The organism is Streptomyces sp. NPDC032161, assembly GCF_040636995.1.
Taxonomy (GTDB): Bacteria; Actinomycetota; Actinomycetes; order Streptomycetales; family Streptomycetaceae; genus Streptomyces.
On sequence record NZ_JBEZVN010000010.1, the window covers coordinates 13,440 to 30,742 of the forward strand.

Genomic DNA, 17,303 nt, shown 5'->3' on the forward strand with positions numbered 1-17,303 from the left:
GCGCCCCCAGGGGCACACGTGTGCGGTCGGCGGGATCACCGCTCGGGCGTCCAGGCATGAAATCATGTCGTCCCAAGCCAACGGCTGTTCGGAGAGCCGCTGTTGGCGGACAGTTGTGAACTTCAGGCCATGGCCTTCAGGGGGAGGAACGATGGCGGACGCCTTCGGGCCCGTGCGCGATGCGCATCACGCCGACGACGCCGGTGCGGACGCGACCGGCGGTTCCCGCAAGGAGCCGATCAGGGTCCTCGTCGTGGACGACCACGCGCTGTTCCGCAGAGGCCTGGAGATCGTCCTCGCCCAGGAGGAGGACATCCAGGTCGTGGGCGAGGCGGGTGACGGCGCGGAGGCGGTCGACAAGGCGGCCGACCTGCTGCCCGACATCGTGCTGATGGACGTACGGATGCCCCGGCGCGGCGGCATCGAGGCATGTACGTCGATCAAGGAGGTGGCACCCAGCGCGAAGATCATCATGCTGACGATCAGCGACGAGGAGGCCGACCTCTACGACGCGATCAAGGCGGGCGCCACCGGTTACCTCCTCAAGGAGATCTCCACGGACGAGGTGGCCACGGCGATTCGCGCGGTCGCCGACGGCCAGTCCCAGATCAGCCCGTCCATGGCGTCGAAACTGCTCACCGAGTTCAAGTCGATGATCCAGCGGACCGACGAGCGCAGGCTGGTGCCTGCGCCGCGGCTCACCGACCGGGAACTCGAGGTGCTGAAGCTCGTCGCCACCGGCATGAACAATCGCGATATCGCGAAGGAACTGTTCATTTCCGAGAACACCGTGAAGAACCATGTCCGCAACATCCTGGAGAAGCTGCAGCTGCACTCCAGGATGGAGGCCGTGGTCTATGCCATGCGGGAGAAGATCCTGGAGATCAGGTGACCGGTCCGGCGATGCGACGGGCGGGGTGACGGCAGCGGATCCGTCGGCGCCCCGGCCCGGCGACGCCGAACCCTCGGTGGTGGGGCGGCGCGCTCACGCCACGCTGCGGGCGATCTCCTGGGCGAGCGGTCCGCGCAGTTCCGGGGCATCGACCCGCTCCAGCCGGACGTCCGAGCAGCCCACCCAGGACGCGGCCTCCGCCAGCGCCTCGGCCATCGGCACCACCGCCTTGCGGCCCTCCAGGGACACCTGACGCGCGACCAGCGTGCTGCCTTCACGCGCCGGGTCCACGCGGCCCAGCAGCTTTCCGCCCGCCAGCAGCGGCATCGCGAAATAGCCGTGTATTCGCTTGGCCCTGGGGACGTACGCCTCCAGGCGGTGCGTGAAGCCGAAGAGCCGCTCGGTGCGCGCCCGCTCCCAGATCAGCGAGTCGAACGGCGACAGCAAGGTGGTGCGGTGCCGCCCGCGCGGCTCCGAGGCCAGCGCCGCGGGGTCGGCCCAGGCGGGCTTCGCCCAGCCCCGTACGGTCACCGGCACCAGGCCGGAGTCCGCCACGACCGCGTCGAACTGCTCACCCTTGAGCCGGTGGTAGTCCGCGATGTCGGCGCGGGTGCCGACTCCCAGGGACTGCCCCGCGAGCGCCACCAGTCGGCGCAGGCACTCCGCGTCGTCCAGATCGTCGTGCAGCACGGCATCGGGCAGGGCCCGCTCGGCGAGGTCGTACACCCGCTTCCAGCCGCGGCGTTCGGTACACACCACCTCGCCGTACATCAGGGCGCGCTCGACGGCGACCTTCGACTCCGACCAGTCCCACCACTCGCCGCCGTTCTTCGCGCCGCCCAGCTCCGTGGCCGTCAGCGGGCCCTCGGCGCGCAGCTGCTTGATCACCGTCTCGTACGCGCCGTCGGGCAGGTCGTGGTGCCAGTGGGGGCGGGAGCGGTAGGCGCGGCGGCGGAACGCGAAGTGCGGCCACTCCTCGACCGGGAGGATGCAGGCCGCGTGAGACCAGTACTCGAAGGTGCGGCCGCCCGACCAGTACGCCTGCTCGATCGTGGGCCGACCGACCGCGCCGAGGCGCGCGTACGGAATCAGCTCGTGCGAACGCGCGAGCACCGAGATCGTGTCGAGCTGTACGGCGCCGAGGTGCCGCAGCACTCCCGGGACCCCGGCCCTGCGGTCCGGGGCGCCAAGGAAGCCCTGGGCGCGCAGGGCTATCCTGCGCGCCTGGTCGGCGGAGAGTTCGACGGCGGGAGGCGGCACGAGCGTCATGTCCCGCACCTTAGAGGCAGGCACTGACAACGGGCTGCCGAGCCGGTGGACCGGGAGCGGACCCTCCGGTTCCGTGGCGGGCGGGTGCGGACGGGCGGGTACGGAACCGGAGGGGCGGAGGCGGAGCGGATCGGTGTGCCGGACGCCTCAGGCGGTCGTGGTCGTGGGCAGATAGGTCCGGTTGCCCGGCAGGCCCAGATCGGACGGGAGCAGCGCGCCGACCCAGGCGTCGCGCCGCACCCCTTTGTTGAGCAGGCCGGACCGCTGCTCGCCCTCCAGTCGGAAGCCGGTCCGCAGCGCCACGGAGCGCGAGGCGACGTTGCCGACCTCGGCCCGCCACTCCAGCCGGTCACCGCCGAGCGAGGCGAAGGTCCAGCGGGCGGCGGACAGCACCCCCTCCGCCGTGTAACCGCGGCCCCGGTGTTCCTTCGCGGTCCAGAACCCCACCTCGTACGTGTCCGGCAGGTTGCGGCGCGTGATGCCGAGGGCACCCGTCAGGGCCCCGCCCTCGCGCAGTACCACCGCGAAGTTGTACATGGAGTCGTCGCGCCAGCCGCCCGGGCACAGCTCCCGCACGAAGAACTCCGCGTCGCCGCGGCCGTAGGGGGAGGGCACGACCGTCCAGCGCTGGATGTCCGGGTCCTGACAGGCCGCGTGGATCCCGTCGGCGTCGCCGTCGGTGAAGGGGCGCAGCAGCAGACGCTTGGTGGTGAGGGTGATCGGCTCCATGCACGGATTGTGGTGAGGCGGCGGCCCGGATGCGAACACTTTTCGGACTTCCCGGCACCTTCGGACCCTCCCGTCCGTTGACAGACGGGAGGACGGCGCAGGCGACGCGGCGGCAGCCCTCCCGGCGTGACGGGGTCCTCGCTTACGATGGCCGTTGCGGTGGGGCCCGCCTGCCGTGCCCGCGCCAGCGTCCACACCCGACCCAGTGCCAGGCCCGACCGGCAAGGAGACCAGCCTCAGTGTCCGTCTTCAACAAGCTCATGCGTGCAGGCGAAGGCAAGATCCTGCGCAAACTGCACCGCATCGCGGACCAGGTCAGCTCCATCGAAGAGGACTTCATCAACCTCTCCGACGCCGAGCTGCGGGCGCTCACCGACGAGTACAAGGAACGGTACGCGGACGGCGAGAGCCTGGACGACCTGCTTCCCGAGGCGTTCGCGACCGTCCGTGAGGCCGCCAAGCGAGTCCTCGGACAGCGCCACTACGACGTCCAGATCATGGGCGGCGCGGCCCTGCACCTCGGCTATGTGGCCGAGATGAAGACCGGCGAGGGCAAGACCCTGGTCGGCACCCTGCCCACGTACCTCAACGCGCTGTCCGGCAAGGGCGTGCACCTGATCACGGTCAACGACTACCTGGCCGAGCGCGACTCCGAGCTGATGGGGCGGGTCCACAAGTTCCTCGGTCTGACCGTCGGCTGCATCATCGCCAACATGACGCCGGCCCAGCGCCGCGAGCAGTACGCCTGCGACATCACCTACGGCACGAACAACGAGTTCGGCTTCGACTACCTCCGCGACAACATGGCCTGGTCCGCCGACGAGCTCGTACAGCGCGGCCACAACTTCGCCGTGGTCGACGAGGTCGACTCGATCCTCGTCGACGAGGCCCGTACGCCGCTGATCATCTCCGGCCCGGCCGACCAGGCCACCAAGTGGTACGGGGACTTCGCCAAGCTGGTCACGCGCCTGACCAAGGGCGAGGCGGGCAACCCGCTCAAGGGCATCGAGGAGACCGGCGACTACGAGGTCGACGAGAAGAAGCGGACCGTCGCCATCCATGAGTCCGGCGTCTCGAAGGTCGAGGACTGGCTCGGCATCGAGAACCTCTACGAGTCGGTGAACACCCCGCTCGTCGGGTACCTCAACAACGCCATCAAGGCCAAGGAACTCTTCAAGAAGGACAAGGACTACGTCGTCATCGACGGCGAGGTCATGATCGTCGACGAGCACACCGGCCGTATCCTCGCCGGCCGCCGCTACAACGAGGGCATGCACCAGGCGATCGAGGCGAAGGAAGGGGTGGACATCAAGGACGAGAACCAGACGCTCGCCACGATCACCCTGCAGAACTTCTTCCGCCTCTACAGCAAGCTCTCCGGCATGACCGGTACGGCGATGACCGAGGCCGCCGAGTTCCACCAGATCTACAAGCTGGGCGTGGTCCCGATCCCGACGAACCGGCCGATGCAGCGCGTCGACCAGTCGGACCTCATCTACCGGACCGAGGTCGCGAAGTTCGCGGCGGTCGTCGACGACATCGTCGACAAGCACGAGAAGGGCCAGCCGATCCTCGTCGGCACGACGTCGGTCGAGAAGTCCGAGTACCTCTCGCAGCAGCTTTCCAAGCGCGGCGTCCAGCACGAGGTCCTCAACGCCAAGCAGCACGACCGCGAGGCGCTGATCGTCGCCCAGGCCGGCCGCAAGGGCGCCGTCACGGTCGCCACGAACATGGCCGGACGAGGCACCGACATCAAGCTCGGCGGCAACCCCGACGACCTCGCCGAGGCCGAGCTGCGCCAGCGCGGTCTCGACCCCGTCGAGCATGTCGAGGAGTGGGCGGCGGCGCTGCCCGGCGCGCTGGAGCGGGCCGAGCAGGCCGTCAAGGCGGAGTTCGAAGAGGTCAAGTCGCTCGGCGGGCTCTACGTCCTGGGCACCGAGCGGCACGAGTCGCGGCGCATCGACAACCAGCTGCGCGGTCGTTCCGGCCGTCAGGGCGACCCGGGCGAGTCCCGCTTCTACCTGTCGCTCGGCGACGACCTGATGCGGCTGTTCAAGGCACAGATGGTCGAGCGCGTCATGTCGATGGCCAACGTGCCGGACAACGTGCCGATCGAGAACAAGATGGTGACGCGGGCGATCGCGTCGGCCCAGTCGCAGGTCGAGCAGCAGAACTTCGAGACGCGCAAGAACGTCCTGAAGTACGACGAGGTGCTCAACCGGCAGCGCGAGGTCATCTACGGCGAGCGCCGCCGGGTCCTGGAGGGCGAGGACCTGCAGGACCAGATCCGTCACTTCATGGACGACACGATCGACGACTACATCCGCCAGGAGACCGCCGAGGGTTTCGCCGAGGAGTGGGACCTGGACCGGCTGTGGGGCGCGTTCAAGCAGCTCTACCCGGTGAAGGTCACCGTCGAGGACCTGGAGGACGCGGCCGGCGACCGGGCCGGGATCACCGCGGAGTTCATCGGCGAGTCCATCAAGGACGACATCCACGAGCAGTACGACGCGCGTGAGAAGCAGCTGGGCTCGGACATCATGCGGGAGCTGGAGCGGCGTGTGGTGCTGTCCGTCCTGGACCGCAAGTGGCGTGAGCACCTCTACGAGATGGACTACCTCCAGGAGGGCATCGGCCTGCGCGCCATGGCGCAGAAGGACCCGCTGGTCGAGTACCAGCGCGAGGGCTTCGACATGTTCAACGCCATGATGGAGGGCATCAAGGAGGAGTCCGTCGGCTACCTGTTCAACCTGGAGGTCCAGGTCGAGCAGCACGTCGAGGAGGTTCCGGTGCAGGACGAGGCCGAGCGCACCTCGCTCGCCAAGGAGGACCTCGTGCCCGCGGCACGTCCGGAGATCCGGGCCAAGGGGCTCGACGCCCCGCAGCGCCCGGACCGGCTGCACTTCTCCGCCCCCACGGTGGACGGCGAGGGTGGGGTCGTCGAGGGCGACTTCTCCAACGGTGGCGGCGCCGCCGCGCCCGCCCCGGACGGGATGACCCGTGCGGAGCGGCGCAAGGCTCAGAAGAGCGGTGGAGGCGGACGCCGCCGGAAGAAGTGACGCCGGGCTCGTCGGCGTACGGGCGATGGCGGCCGCATTTCGGTGCGGCCGGGGCCGGGCACTCCTCGCGGGTGCCCGGCCCCGCCGCGTTCCCGGCCGGTCGTGCGGGGCCCCGGGGCCGTCCCGGAGCCGCTCCGGCGGGGCCACCGGGGCGTGTCGTCCGGGCGCGCCCCCGACGAGCCGGAGCGTGTGTCCCCCGGTCCCGGGCGTGGCTTCCGGGTGTTCCCCGAGGGTGTGTCCCGCCGTCCTGGACGCGGCTTCCGGGGCACGGGGAAGCATCGGCGCGGTCTTCATCGGGGCGTGGCCGCGGGCCGGCATTCGTCTCCCATCTCCACCGCCGCGCAGCGCCAGCGGAGGTCCTTGCCCTGCTCCAGGCGGAAGGCGATGGCCCGTACCCGCTCGCCCGCCGCGATGCTCGCGCACGCCTCCACCACACCCGGAACGGGCTGGGCGCCGTGGCACATGCGGATCACGGGGCGGGCCCCACGGGCCCTGAGCGGGCTCCGTGGGGCCAGTTCGGCCAGTTGGTCGTACGCCTCGCCGATGGTGTGCCCGAGCATCCAGTGCACCGGGCGCTGGCCGCTGAGAACGGCGAGGAGGCGCTCGGCGAACCAGTGATGGGGCCGGACACGCCGCGGAACCCTCGTGCGCTGCGGAGGGACGGTTTCGGGCCTGCACCGGTCGTGGCGTCCGGCGGGCCGGGTCCTGTTCGTGCTCAACGCGCATTGCCCCCGTGCTTCAAGGCCCGGACTGATACCGGGCGGTAACTTCCGATGGGGACCTTCTACGGTGACGGCGAGGCGCCCGCAAGCACCGGTGTGGCGTTGGACACGGTCGGGGCGAATCACCTATCCGGGTGATGAGGGCGGTGGCGTGCGGGGTGTGCGGCGGGCCGGGGGAGGGTGAGGGGCGGTTGCCGGGTGGACGGGGGCGGGCCCGGTGCGCGTAGCCCCAAAGGGGGACGTCGCACGTATCCTGAGGGCGATTCCGACTACGAAAGCGGCCAGCCATGCGCGTGTACGTCCCCCTGACCCTTTCCGGTCTCGCAGCGGCGCACCGGGCGGGGGAGATCGGTCCCGGCCCGCTGACCGCCTACGCCGTGACCCCCGGACTGCGCGAGTGGTACGTGTCCGACGACATCGAGGAGTTGGAGTACGCGGCGCTCAACCGGGCCGCCGCCGCCTCGCTGCGGATGATCGCCGGGGACCCCGACGCCGTTCGCCGGAGGGTCGTCGTCGCCGTCGACGTACCGGATGGTGCGGCCGTGGCCGACCCGGACCGCAGCCTCGACGCCTCGTCGCTCGGCGAGGTGCGCATCGCGTCTCCCGTGTCCTTGACCGTGGCGGCGGCGGTGCACGTCGACGCGGACGACGCCGAGAAGGACGTCAGCGCCGCCGCGGCCGCGCTGGGTGCGGCGGACCTCGGTGACGACGACGCGCAGTTCGTCGTGGACGGTGCCGAGGACCATGAGCTGCTGTGGTTCGGCGTCCAGGAGATCCCGAACCTGATCGGCTGAGAGCGCGGGCCCGGAGCGGTGCCCGGGGAACGACGGAGGCCGGGAGCAGCTTCCGCGAAGGGCGAACGGCAGAGGCCGGGAAACCGGGCTCGGGCACGGCACGGGGCGCCTCATGCGTCCCGCCCGCCCCGGTCACGGCCGCTCCCGCACGGACTGTCGGACCCGCGCGGTACTTTCTACGGCATGGGGACGCACGGAAAGCACCGCACGCATCTGGTCTGGGACTGGAACGGCACTCTGCTCGACGACAACGCGGCGGTCGTCGGGGCGACGAACGCGGCCTTCGGCGAGGTCGGGCTGGCGCCGATCACGCTGGAGCAGTACCGCGAGATGTACTGCGTCCCGATTCCCCGCTTCTACGAGCGGCTGATGGGGCGGCTCCCCACGGACGCCGAGTGGGAGCGGATGGATGTGATCTTCCACGAGTACTACGCCGAACGGCGCGCCGCCTGCGGGCTCACCGAGGGAGCCGCGGACCTGCTCTCGCAGTGGCAGCTGACCGGCGGGAGCCAGTCACTGCTGAGCATGTACGGCCATGAGCACCTGGTCCCGGTGGTGCGGGGGTACGGCATCGAGCGGCACTTCCTTCGGGTCGACGGGCGCACCGGCCCGTCCGGCGGCAGCAAGGCGCGGCACATGGAACGGCACATCGCCGCGTTGGACGGCATATCCCCGGAGTACATGGTGGTCATCGGCGATGCCCTGGACGACGCCGTGGCCGCGGCCCACGTCGGCGCGAAGGCCGTGCTCTACACCGGGGGGTCGCACAGCAGGGCCAGCCTGGAGGCGGCGGGGGTGCCGGTGGTGGACAGTCTGGCCGAGGCCGCCGACCTGGCCACGAGAATCACCGGGTGAGACCACCGGGGTGGCGTGAAGAGCCTGGGACGGCCGGGCGAAGCGGGTGACATGACGGGCTGCACGGACACGGGCGTCCCGGGTCTCCCGTGTGCCCCGAGCCTCCTGTGCGTTCCGCGCGTGCCGCGTGACCTGTGCGTCCCGCATGTGCCGTGTGTTCCGCGGTCCTGTCGCCGGGAGCGTCGTCCCGGCCGGTTGCCGGGGCCCTGGGCTCAGGCCGTCACCGGCGCCTTCGTGCGGAGCACCTTCAGGAATTCGCGCATCCACGCCGAATGGTCCGGCCAGGCACGGGACGAGATCAGCATGCCGTCGACCACGGCCTCGTGGTCCTCGAAGGTGGCGCCCGCCGCCTGCATGTCCAGCTCCAGCGCGGGGTAGGCGGTGACGCGCCGACCGGCCAGCGCGCCGACCGCCGCCGTCATCAGCGGGCCGTGGCAGATCTGGGCGACAGGCCGGTCCGAGTCGAAGAACGCCTTGAGGATCTTGCGCAGCTCCGGGTCGTTGCGAAGATACTCGGGAGCCCGGCCGCCCGGCACGACCAGCGCCACGTAGTCCGCCGGGGCGACCTCGGAGAAGGCCAGGTCGGCGGGCCAGGTGTACCCGGGCTTCTCCGTGTACGTGTCGAAGCCGGGCTCGAAGTCGTGGACCACGAAGCGGAGCGTCTTGCGGGCGGGGGCGGCGATGTGGACGTCGTAGCCCTCCTCGCGCAGCCGCTGGTACGGATAGAGGACCTCCAGCGACTCGGCGGCGTCGCCGGTGACGATCAGGATCTTCGGTGCCATGGCGGGCTCCCACGGGTCGTCGGCCTGTTCCGTCTACCAGAGTGCGGCAACACGGGGCGACGCGCTGTCCAGAGTGTCAAACTTCCCGACCATCTTTTGTACACATGCGGCTCATGACGGTTATGGGGGCGGTCGAGATAGCCTGGACCTCGTGATCAGCGCGATATGCCTCGGGGGCAGCGGAGCCCCCGATCTGCGCCCGGAGTGCCTCAGCACCCGGGCCATGCCTGATCCTCTCCACCCGGGCCGACGGTCAAGAATTACCGATACCGCCCCGGACACCCCTCATAGCGGCATACCGTCGACTCAGACCGGAAAACCCGTGTCGTGGCGGTACGTCGCTGTTTACACCTACGTCACGCAACGGCGCGCGACAGGAGCCAGAGGACATGCAGACCAAGCTGGACGAAGCCAAGGCCGAGCTGCTCGCACGGGCCGCCAAGGTAGCTGAGCACAGCCCGGGCGGTGGTGTCGGTGGCCCGGGTGGTGCCCCGCAGGCGGGCGCCGGGGCCGACGGCAACGGGACGGGACAGGAGCGTCCCGGACAGGACACGATCCTCGCGTACCTCCAGCGTTACTACCTGCACACCGCTCCGGAGGACATCAGCGGTCGCGACCCCGTCGACGTGTTCGGCGCCGCCGCCTCCCACTACCGGCTCGCGGAGGTCCGCCCGCAGGGCACGGCGAACGTCCGGGTGCACACCCCGACCGTCGAGGAGAACGGCTGGACGTCCAGCCACTCCGTCGTCGAGGTCGTCACCGACGACATGCCGTTCCTGGTCGACTCCGTCACCAACGAACTGTCCCGCCAAGGCCGCGGCATCCACGTCGTGATCCACCCGCAGGTCGTCGTGCGCCGTGACGTCACCGGCAAGCTCATCGAGGTCCTCTCCGAGGGCAACGGCCTCCAGGCGACCCCGCAGGGCCGGAAGGATGCCGAGCCGACCAAGGGCGCCAAGGCGACGAAGGGCACCGGCGCCAAGGGGGCCAAGGGCACCGAGCTGCCGCACGACGCGCTCGTCGAGTCCTGGATCCACGTCGAGATCGACCGCGAGACCGACCGCTCCGACCTCCAGCAGATCGCCGCCGACCTGCTGCGGGTGCTGTCCGACGTACGGGAGGCCGTCGAGGACTGGGAGAAGATGCGCGACGCCGCGCTCCGCATCGCCGACGACCTGCCCGCCGAGCCGCTGGACGACCTCGCCGACGAGGAGGTCAACGAGGCCAGGGAGCTGCTGCGCTGGCTCGCCGCCGACCACTTCACCTTCCTCGGTTACCGCGAGTACGAGCTCAAGGAGACCGACGCGCTGGCCGCCGTGCCCGGCACCGGCCTCGGCATCCTGCGCTCCGACCCGCACCACAGCGTGGACGAGGCCCACCCCGTCAGCCCGTCCTTCGACCGGCTGCCCGCCGACGTCAGGGCCAAGGCCCGCGAGCGCAAGCTCCTCGTCCTCACCAAGGCCAACAGCCGGGCGACCGTGCACCGCCCCAGCTACCTCGACTACGTCGGCGTGAAGAAGTTCGACGCCGAAGGCAACGTCATCGGGGAGCGCCGTTTCCTCGGCCTGTTCTCGTCCGCCGCCTACACCGAGTCCGTGCGCCGGGTGCCCGTCATCCGCCGCAAGGTCGCCGAGGTGCTGGACGGCGCGGGCTTCTCGCCCAACAGCCACGACGGCCGCGACCTGCTCCAGATCCTGGAGACGTACCCGCGCGACGACCTGTTCCAGACGCCCGTCGACCAGCTGCGTTCCGTCGTCACCTCCGTGCTGTACCTCCAGGAGCGCCGTCGGCTGCGGCTCTACCTGCGCCAGGACGAGTACGGGCGCTACTACTCCGCGATCGTCTACCTGCCGCGCGACCGCTACACCACCGGCGTACGGCTGCGCCTGATCGACATCCTCAAGGAGGAGCTGGGCGGCACCAGCGTCGACTTCACCGCCTGGAACACCGAGTCGATCCTCTCCCGGCTGCACTTCGTGGTCCGGGTCGCGCCCGGCACCGAGCTGCCCGACCTCACGGACGCCGAGGCCGACCGCATCGAGGCCCGGCTCGTCGAGGCCGCCCGCTCCTGGGCCGACGGCTTCCAGGAGGCCCTCACCGCCGAGTGCGGCGAGGAGCGCGCCGCCGAGCTGCTGCGCCAGTACGGCCGCGCCTTCGCCGAGGGCTACAAGGCCGACCACTCGCCGCGCGCCGCGGTGGCCGACCTCGTCCACCTCGAAGCGCTCAAGAAGGACGAGAAGGACTTCGCCCTCAGCCTGTACGAGCCGGTCGGCGCCGCCCCGGGCGAGCGCCGGTTCAAGATCTACCGGACCGGCGAGCAGGTCTCCCTGTCCGCCGTCCTCCCCGCCCTGCAACGGCTCGGCGTCGAGGTCGTCGACGAGCGCCCGTACGAGCTGCGCTGCGCGGACCGTACCCACGCGTGGATCTACGACTTCGGTCTGCGGATGCCGCAGACCAACGGCACCGGCGCCTACCTCGCCGACGACGCCCGGGACCGGTTCCAGGACGCCTTCGCCGCCGTGTGGACCGGCGCGGCCGAGAACGACGGCTTCAACGCGCTGGTGCTGGGCGCCGGGCTGACCTGGCGCCAGGCGATGGTGCTGCGCGCCTACGCGAAGTACCTGCGGCAGGCCGGTTCGACCTTCAGCCAGGACTACATGGAGAGCACTCTCCGCAACAACGTCCACACCACCCGGCTGCTGGTCTCGCTCTTCGAGGCCCGGATGTCCCCGGAGCGGCAGAGTGCCGGCACCGAGCTGACCGACGGACTCCTGGAGGAGCTGGACGGGGCCCTGGACCAGGTCGCCTCGCTCGACGAGGACCGGATCCTGCGCGCCTTCCTCACCGTCATCAAGGCCACCCTGCGCACCAACTTCTTCCAGACGGGGGCCGACGGCGAGCCGCACGGTTACGTCTCGATGAAGTTCGACCCGCAGTCCATCCCGGACCTGCCCGCGCCCCGTCCGGCGTTCGAGATCTGGGTCTACTCGCCGCGCGTCGAGGGCGTGCACCTGCGCTTCGGCAAGGTCGCCCGAGGCGGTCTGCGCTGGTCGGACCGGCGGGAGGACTTCCGCACGGAGATCCTCGGCCTGGTCAAGGCGCAGATGGTGAAGAACACCGTCATCGTGCCGGTCGGCGCCAAGGGCGGCTTCGTCGCCAAGCGTCTCCCGGACCCGGCCGTCGACCGTGACGCCTGGATGGCCGAGGGCATCGCCTCGTACCGCACGTTCATCTCGGCGCTGCTCGACATCACCGACAACATGGTGGCCGGCGAGGTCGTGCCGCCCGAGGGCGTCGTCCGGCACGACGAGGACGACACCTACCTGGTCGTCGCCGCCGACAAGGGCACCGCGAAGTTCTCCGACATCGCCAACGAGGTCGCCGTCGGATACGGCTTCTGGCTCGGCGACGCGTTCGCCTCCGGAGGCTCCGCCGGTTACGACCACAAGGGCATGGGCATCACCGCCCGGGGCGCCTGGGAGTCCGTCAAGCGGCACTTCCGCGAACTCGGCCACGACACCCAGACCCAGGACTTCACGGTCGTCGGCGTCGGTGACATGTCGGGTGACGTGTTCGGCAACGGCATGCTGCTCTCCGAGCACATCCGCCTCGTGGCCGCCTTCGACCACCGGCACATCTTCATCGACCCGACGCCGGACGCCGCCGCCTCGTACGCCGAGCGGCGCCGCCTCTTCGACCTGCCGCGCAGCTCCTGGGCCGACTACGACAAGAACCTGCTCTCCGCGGGCGGCGGCGTGCACCCGCGCACCGCCAAGTCCATCCCGGTCAACGCGCACATGCGCGAGGTGCTGGGCATCGAGCCGGGCATCACCAAGATGACGCCCGCCGAGCTGATGCAGACCATCCTCAAGGCCCCCGTGGACCTGGTGTGGAACGGCGGCATCGGCACGTACATCAAGTCCTCCGCCGAGTCGAACGCCGATGTCGGCGACAAGGGCAACGACGCGATCCGGGTCGACGGCCGGGACCTGCGGGCCAAGGTCGTCGGCGAGGGCGGCAACCTCGGCGCCACTCAGCTCGGCCGGATCGAGTTCGCCCGCGGCGGCGGCAGGATCAACACCGACGCGATCGACAACAGCGCCGGTGTGGACACCTCCGACCACGAGGTGAACATCAAGATCCTGCTCAACGGTCTCGTCCGCGACGGCGACATGACCGTCAAGCAGCGCAACAAGCTGCTCGCGGAGATGACCGACGAGATCGGCCGCCTGGTGCTGCGCAACAACTACGCGCAGAACGTGGCGCTCGCCAACGCCACCGCCCAGTCGGCGTCCCTGCTCCACGCCCACCAGCGCTTCATGCGCCGACTGGGCCGCGACGGTGACCTGGACCGCGGGCTGGAGTTCCTGCCCAGCGACCGGCAGATCCGCGAGCTGCTGAACGGCGGCAAGGGGCTGACCCAGCCGGAGCTGGCCGTGCTGCTCGCCTACACCAAGATCACGGCGGCCCGGGACCTCATCCGGACCAGCCTGCCGGACGACCCGCACCTCCAGAAGCTGCTGCACGCCTACTTCCCGCACCAGCTGCGCGAGCAGTTCACCGAGGCGGTCGACGGGCACGCGCTGCGCCGCGAGATCATCACCACGGTCCTGGTCAACGACACCGTCAACACCGGCGGTTCGAGCTTCCTGCACCGGTTCCGGGAAGAGACCGGCGCGTCCATCGAGGAGATCGTGCGGGCGCAGTTCGCGGCCCGTGAGATCTTCGGGCTCGGCCAGGTGTGGGACGCCGTCGAGGCGCTCGACAACGAGGTCGCCGCCGACGTCCAGATCCGGATCCGGCTGCACTCGCGTCGGCTCGTCGAGCGCGGTACGCGCTGGCTGCTCGGCAACCGGCCGCAGCCGCTGGCGATCGCCGAGACGATCGACTTCTTCAAGGCGGGCGTCGAGCAGGTCTGGGCCGAGCTGCCGAAGGTGCTCCAGGGCGCCGACCTGGACTGGTACCAGTCGATCCTGGACGAGCTGACCGAGGCGGGCGTCCCGGGCGAGCTGGCCCAGCGGGTCGCCGGATTCTCCTCCGCCTTCCCGGCGCTGGACGTCGTGGCGATCGCGGAGCGCACCGGCAAGGAGCCGCTCGCCGTCGCCGAGGTGTACTACGACCTCGCGCACCGGCTCGGCATCACCCAGCTGATGGACCGGATCATCGAGCTGCCGCGGGCCGACCGCTGGCAGTCCATGGCCCGTGCCTCCATCCGCGAGGACCTGTACGCGGCGCACGCCGCGCTCACCGCGGACGTGCTGTCCGTGGGCAACGGGGGCTCGACGCCCCAGGAGCGGTTCGAGGCGTGGGAGGAGAAGAACGCGGCGATCCTCACCCGGTCGCGGGCCACCCTGGAGGAGATCCGGGGTTCGGACGCGTTCGACCTGGCGAACCTGTCGGTGGCCATGCGGACCATGCGGACGCTGCTGCGCACGCACGGCTAGTGCCGCTCCCGGCACCAGGAAGGCCCGCCCGCCGAGGGCGTGCGCGCCACCCGACGAGGGTGCGCGGCGCCCGACGACGGGGGACGGGACGGGATGGCCGAGAACGCCTGGCACGAGGGCGGGTACGCCTGACACGAGGGCGGGGCGGGCACCGGAGATCCGGTGCCCGCCCCGCCCTCGTCGTCGCGCTCGTGGAGTGCCCGACATCCCGACGGCCCGCTCATCTGCCGCCGGACGTGAACCTCTCGTACGCGGCCACGACCTCGTCCGCCGGACCGTCCATACGCAGCGTCCCGGCCTCCAGCCAGATCGCCCGTTCACACGTCTCGGTGATCGACTTGTTGCTGTGGCTGACCAGGAAGACCGTCCCGGCCTCCTCGCGCAGCTCCACGATCCGTTCCTTGCTGCGCCGCTGGAACCTGGCGTCCCCGGTGGACAGCGCCTCGTCGATCAGGAGCACGTCGTGGCTCTTGGCCGCCGCGATCGAGAAGCGCAGCCGGGCGCCCATGCCGGAGGAGTACGTCCGCATCGGCAGCGTGATGAAGTCGCCCTTCTCGTTGATGCCGGAGAAGTCGACGATCTCCTGGTAGCGCTCGCGGACCTGGGCCCGGGACATGCCCATCGCGAGACCGCCGAGCACCACGTTGCGCTCCCCGGTCAGATCGCCCATCAGGGCCGCGTTCACGCCGAGCAGCGAGGGCTGGCCCTGGGTGTACACCCGGCCCTTCGTCGCGGGCAGCAGCCCGGCGATCGCCTTCAGCAGCGTCGACTTGCCCGAGCCGTTGGAACCGATCAGGCCGATGGCCTCGCCCCGGTACGCGGCGAAGCTCACCCCCTTCACGGCGTGCACCTCGCGCACCCCGGGGGTCTGCCGGCGCGAGACGATCCGGCTGAGCGCCGAGGTCGCGCTGCCCCGCCCGGCGCGGGCGCCGTTGACCTTGTACGTGATGTGCACGTCGTCCACGACGACGGTCGGCACGCGCTCGTCGCCGCCGACACCATTGCCGCCGCCGATGTTGCCGTTGTGGTCAGCCACGTCCGTACCGCTCCTCCGCCTGCCAGAAGTACAAGAAACCGCCCACGCCGCACACCAGCGCCCAGCCCGCCGCGATCGCCCAGACGTGCGGTGGCAGATGGGACGCGTCGAAGCTGTCGATGAGCGCGAACCGCATCAGGTCGATGAAGACGGCGGCCGGATTGCACTTCAGGGCCACCTCGACGATGTGCGGGACCCGGTCGCCCTTGAGCATCTGGTCGACGCTCCACATGACGCCGGAGGCGTACATCCAGGTGCGCAGGACGAACGGCACCAGCTGGGCGATGTCCGGGGTCCTGGCGGTGACCCGCGCCACCGCCATGGACACGCCGGTGTTGAACACGGACTGGAGGAACAGTGCCGGGATCGCCAGCAGCCAGGACGGCTTGGGGAACTGCCCGAACCCGACCAGGATCACTGCCAGCGCGGCCAGCGAGAACAGCAGCTGCTGGAGCTGCTGGAGGGCCAGCGCGATCGGCAGCGAGGCGCGCGGGAAGTGCAGCGCCCGGACGAGTCCGAGATTGCCGCTGATCGCGCGCGTCCCGACGGTGATCGAGCTGCTGGTGAAGGTCCAGATGAACACACCGGTGACGAGGAACGGCACGAAGTCCTCGACGTTGCGCCTGGTGTCCATCAGCACGCCGAAGATGAAGTAGTAGACCGTGGCGTTCAGCAGCGGGGTCATGATCTGCCAGATCTGGCCGAGCTTCGCCTGGCTGTACTGGGCGGTCAGCTTGGCGGTGGCGAACGCCGTGATGAAGTGCCGCCGGTCCCACAGCTGCCGGACGTAGGTGCCGAGCGAGGGCCGTGCCCCGCTCACGGCCAGGCCGTGCCGGGCGGCGAGCGCGGCCAGCTCGCCCGGGGCGTACGCCGGGAGGGACGCGGCGGCGGGGGTGCCGGCCGGGGCCGCTGGAGTCGTTGTCTGGCTCACCACGATCGCTTTCGACGGAGGGGGGAATACGGGATCGGTCGATGGAACGGGACCGTATCGTCGCAACGCCGAGGGTAGGGCGCATAGACGTCGCAACGCAACCGTTTCGTCGTGGCGGACTATGATTCGGCCATGACCACCGCTCCCGGAACCCGCCGCCGTGCCCCCGCCGGAGCCGCCGTGCTGCGCGAGGACGTCACCGACGCGATCCGCAGCGCGGTCTTCGAGGAACTGGCCGCTGTGGGGTTCGCCCGGATGTCGATCGAGGGCATCGCCCGGCGCGCGGGCGTCGGCAAGACCGCCGTCTACCGGCGCTGGAAGTCCAAGCTGGCCCTGGTGCTCGACCTGGTGTCCGCCGTGGCCGTGCAGGGCATGCCGGCCCCGGCCACCGGTTCGCTGCACGGGGACGTCCGTGCCGTGCTGGAACTCGCCTCCTACGCACTGCGGCATCCGGTCGCCTCGCAGGTCATCCCGGACCTGCTGGTCGAGGCGGTCCGCAATCCGGAGATCGCCGACACCATCAAGGCCGCTCTGCTGGATCCGCAGCAGGGCATCGCCGCCGTGGTCGTGCGCGACGCGGTGGCACGCGGCGAGCTCCCCGAGGGCAGCGATCCGGACCGGGCCCTGGACCTGATCGTCGGCCCGCTCTACTGGCGGCTCGCCGTCGTCCGTACCCCGTTGCCCAAGGGCTACCTCGACGACCTGGCGTCCTCGGCGGTCGCGGCGCTCAGAGCGGGCGGCGCGGGCACGTCGTGAAGCCCCAAGGCGGCGTCCGGCGCGCCCGGCGTGC

Annotated in this window: 12 protein-coding genes; 6 read left to right on the forward strand and 6 right to left on the reverse strand. The window is 70.5% G+C overall.

From position 1 onward, the window contains the following. The first annotated feature begins 151 nt into the window (after positions 1 to 151). A complete protein-coding gene (locus tag AB0E67_RS20105) occupies positions 152 to 892 on the forward strand; it encodes a response regulator transcription factor (protein WP_362028416.1) in 741 nt (246 codons plus the stop codon). 93 nt (positions 893 to 985) lie between these two features. Here AB0E67_RS20105 and AB0E67_RS20110 read toward each other — a convergent pair whose 3' ends face one another. Both AB0E67_RS20110 and AB0E67_RS20115 read right to left on the reverse strand, forming a co-directional pair. Further along, positions 986 to 2,161, reverse strand: a complete 1,176-nt coding sequence (locus AB0E67_RS20110) for a crosslink repair DNA glycosylase YcaQ family protein (RefSeq protein ID WP_362028419.1) — start codon at positions 2,159 to 2,161, stop codon at positions 986 to 988. A 147-nt stretch (positions 2,162 to 2,308) separates the two neighbouring features. Next, the gene (locus AB0E67_RS20115; protein WP_362028422.1) at positions 2,309 to 2,890 is read right to left on the reverse strand and encodes a GNAT family N-acetyltransferase; all 582 of its coding nucleotides are present in this window, start codon (positions 2,888 to 2,890) and stop codon (positions 2,309 to 2,311) included. 239 nt (positions 2,891 to 3,129) lie between these two features. On the opposite strand from AB0E67_RS20115, the gene secA reads away from it, so the two are divergent. Beyond that, on the forward strand, positions 3,130 to 5,949 hold the full coding sequence (gene secA / locus AB0E67_RS20120) for a preprotein translocase subunit SecA (protein ID WP_362028424.1): 2,820 nt from the start codon (positions 3,130 to 3,132) through the stop codon (positions 5,947 to 5,949). A 290-nt stretch (positions 5,950 to 6,239) separates the two neighbouring features. Here secA and AB0E67_RS20125 read toward each other — a convergent pair whose 3' ends face one another. Further along, a complete protein-coding gene (locus AB0E67_RS20125; protein WP_351525498.1) occupies positions 6,240 to 6,668 on the reverse strand; it encodes an Rv3235 family protein in 429 nt (142 codons plus the stop codon). A 290-nt stretch (positions 6,669 to 6,958) separates the two neighbouring features. On the opposite strand from AB0E67_RS20125, the gene AB0E67_RS20130 reads away from it, so the two are divergent. Together AB0E67_RS20130 and AB0E67_RS20135 are read left to right on the forward strand one after the other, a co-directional pair. Beyond that, entirely contained in the window at positions 6,959 to 7,465 is a 507-nt protein-coding gene (locus AB0E67_RS20130) for a hypothetical protein (protein ID WP_360115547.1), read from the forward strand. 183 nt (positions 7,466 to 7,648) lie between these two features. After that, a complete protein-coding gene (locus AB0E67_RS20135) occupies positions 7,649 to 8,320 on the forward strand; it encodes an HAD family hydrolase (RefSeq protein WP_362028427.1) in 672 nt (223 codons plus the stop codon). A gap of 212 nt (positions 8,321 to 8,532) precedes the next feature. Here AB0E67_RS20135 and AB0E67_RS20140 read toward each other — a convergent pair whose 3' ends face one another. Beyond that, a complete protein-coding gene (locus AB0E67_RS20140) occupies positions 8,533 to 9,102 on the reverse strand; it encodes a DJ-1/PfpI family protein (protein WP_362028430.1) in 570 nt (189 codons plus the stop codon). A 389-nt stretch (positions 9,103 to 9,491) separates the two neighbouring features. Here AB0E67_RS20140 and AB0E67_RS20145 point away from each other — a divergent pair, with 389 nt between their 5' ends. Further along, positions 9,492 to 14,546, forward strand: a complete 5,055-nt coding sequence (locus tag AB0E67_RS20145; protein ID WP_362028432.1) for an NAD-glutamate dehydrogenase — start codon at positions 9,492 to 9,494, stop codon at positions 14,544 to 14,546. A 220-nt stretch (positions 14,547 to 14,766) separates the two neighbouring features. On the opposite strand, the gene AB0E67_RS20150 is transcribed toward AB0E67_RS20145, so the two are convergent. Both AB0E67_RS20150 and AB0E67_RS20155 read right to left on the reverse strand, forming a co-directional pair. After that, a complete protein-coding gene (locus tag AB0E67_RS20150; protein WP_362028435.1) occupies positions 14,767 to 15,582 on the reverse strand; it encodes an ABC transporter ATP-binding protein in 816 nt (271 codons plus the stop codon). Next, on the reverse strand, positions 15,575 to 16,516 hold the full coding sequence (locus AB0E67_RS20155; protein WP_362028438.1) for an ABC transporter permease: 942 nt from the start codon (positions 16,514 to 16,516) through the stop codon (positions 15,575 to 15,577). The genes AB0E67_RS20150 and AB0E67_RS20155 overlap by 8 nt, the downstream gene beginning before the upstream one ends. 129 nt (positions 16,517 to 16,645) lie before the next feature. Between AB0E67_RS20155 and AB0E67_RS20160 the strand changes: the two genes are divergently transcribed. Next, positions 16,646 to 17,269, forward strand: coding sequence for a TetR/AcrR family transcriptional regulator (locus AB0E67_RS20160; RefSeq protein WP_362028440.1), 624 nt, complete (start codon positions 16,646 to 16,648; stop codon positions 17,267 to 17,269). The last annotated feature ends 34 nt before the right edge of the window (positions 17,270 to 17,303 follow it).

Excerpts from the sequence above, each read along its gene's own strand:
- AB0E67_RS20135 (WP_362028427.1), top strand. The coding sequence starts at position 7,649 with ATGGGGACGCACGGAAAGCACCGCACGCATCTGGTCTGGGACTGGAAC.
- AB0E67_RS20110 (WP_362028419.1), bottom strand. The coding sequence starts at position 2,161 with ATGACGCTCGTGCCGCCTCCCGCCGTCGAACTCTCCGCCGACCAGGCG.
- AB0E67_RS20130 (WP_360115547.1), top strand. The coding sequence starts at position 6,959 with ATGCGCGTGTACGTCCCCCTGACCCTTTCCGGTCTCGCAGCGGCGCAC.
- AB0E67_RS20115 (WP_362028422.1), bottom strand. The coding sequence starts at position 2,890 with ATGGAGCCGATCACCCTCACCACCAAGCGTCTGCTGCTGCGCCCCTTC.
- AB0E67_RS20160 (WP_362028440.1), top strand. The coding sequence starts at position 16,646 with ATGACCACCGCTCCCGGAACCCGCCGCCGTGCCCCCGCCGGAGCCGCC.
- AB0E67_RS20140 (WP_362028430.1), bottom strand. The coding sequence starts at position 9,102 with ATGGCACCGAAGATCCTGATCGTCACCGGCGACGCCGCCGAGTCGCTG.
- AB0E67_RS20105 (WP_362028416.1), top strand. The coding sequence starts at position 152 with ATGGCGGACGCCTTCGGGCCCGTGCGCGATGCGCATCACGCCGACGAC.
- AB0E67_RS20145 (WP_362028432.1), top strand. The coding sequence starts at position 9,492 with ATGCAGACCAAGCTGGACGAAGCCAAGGCCGAGCTGCTCGCACGGGCC.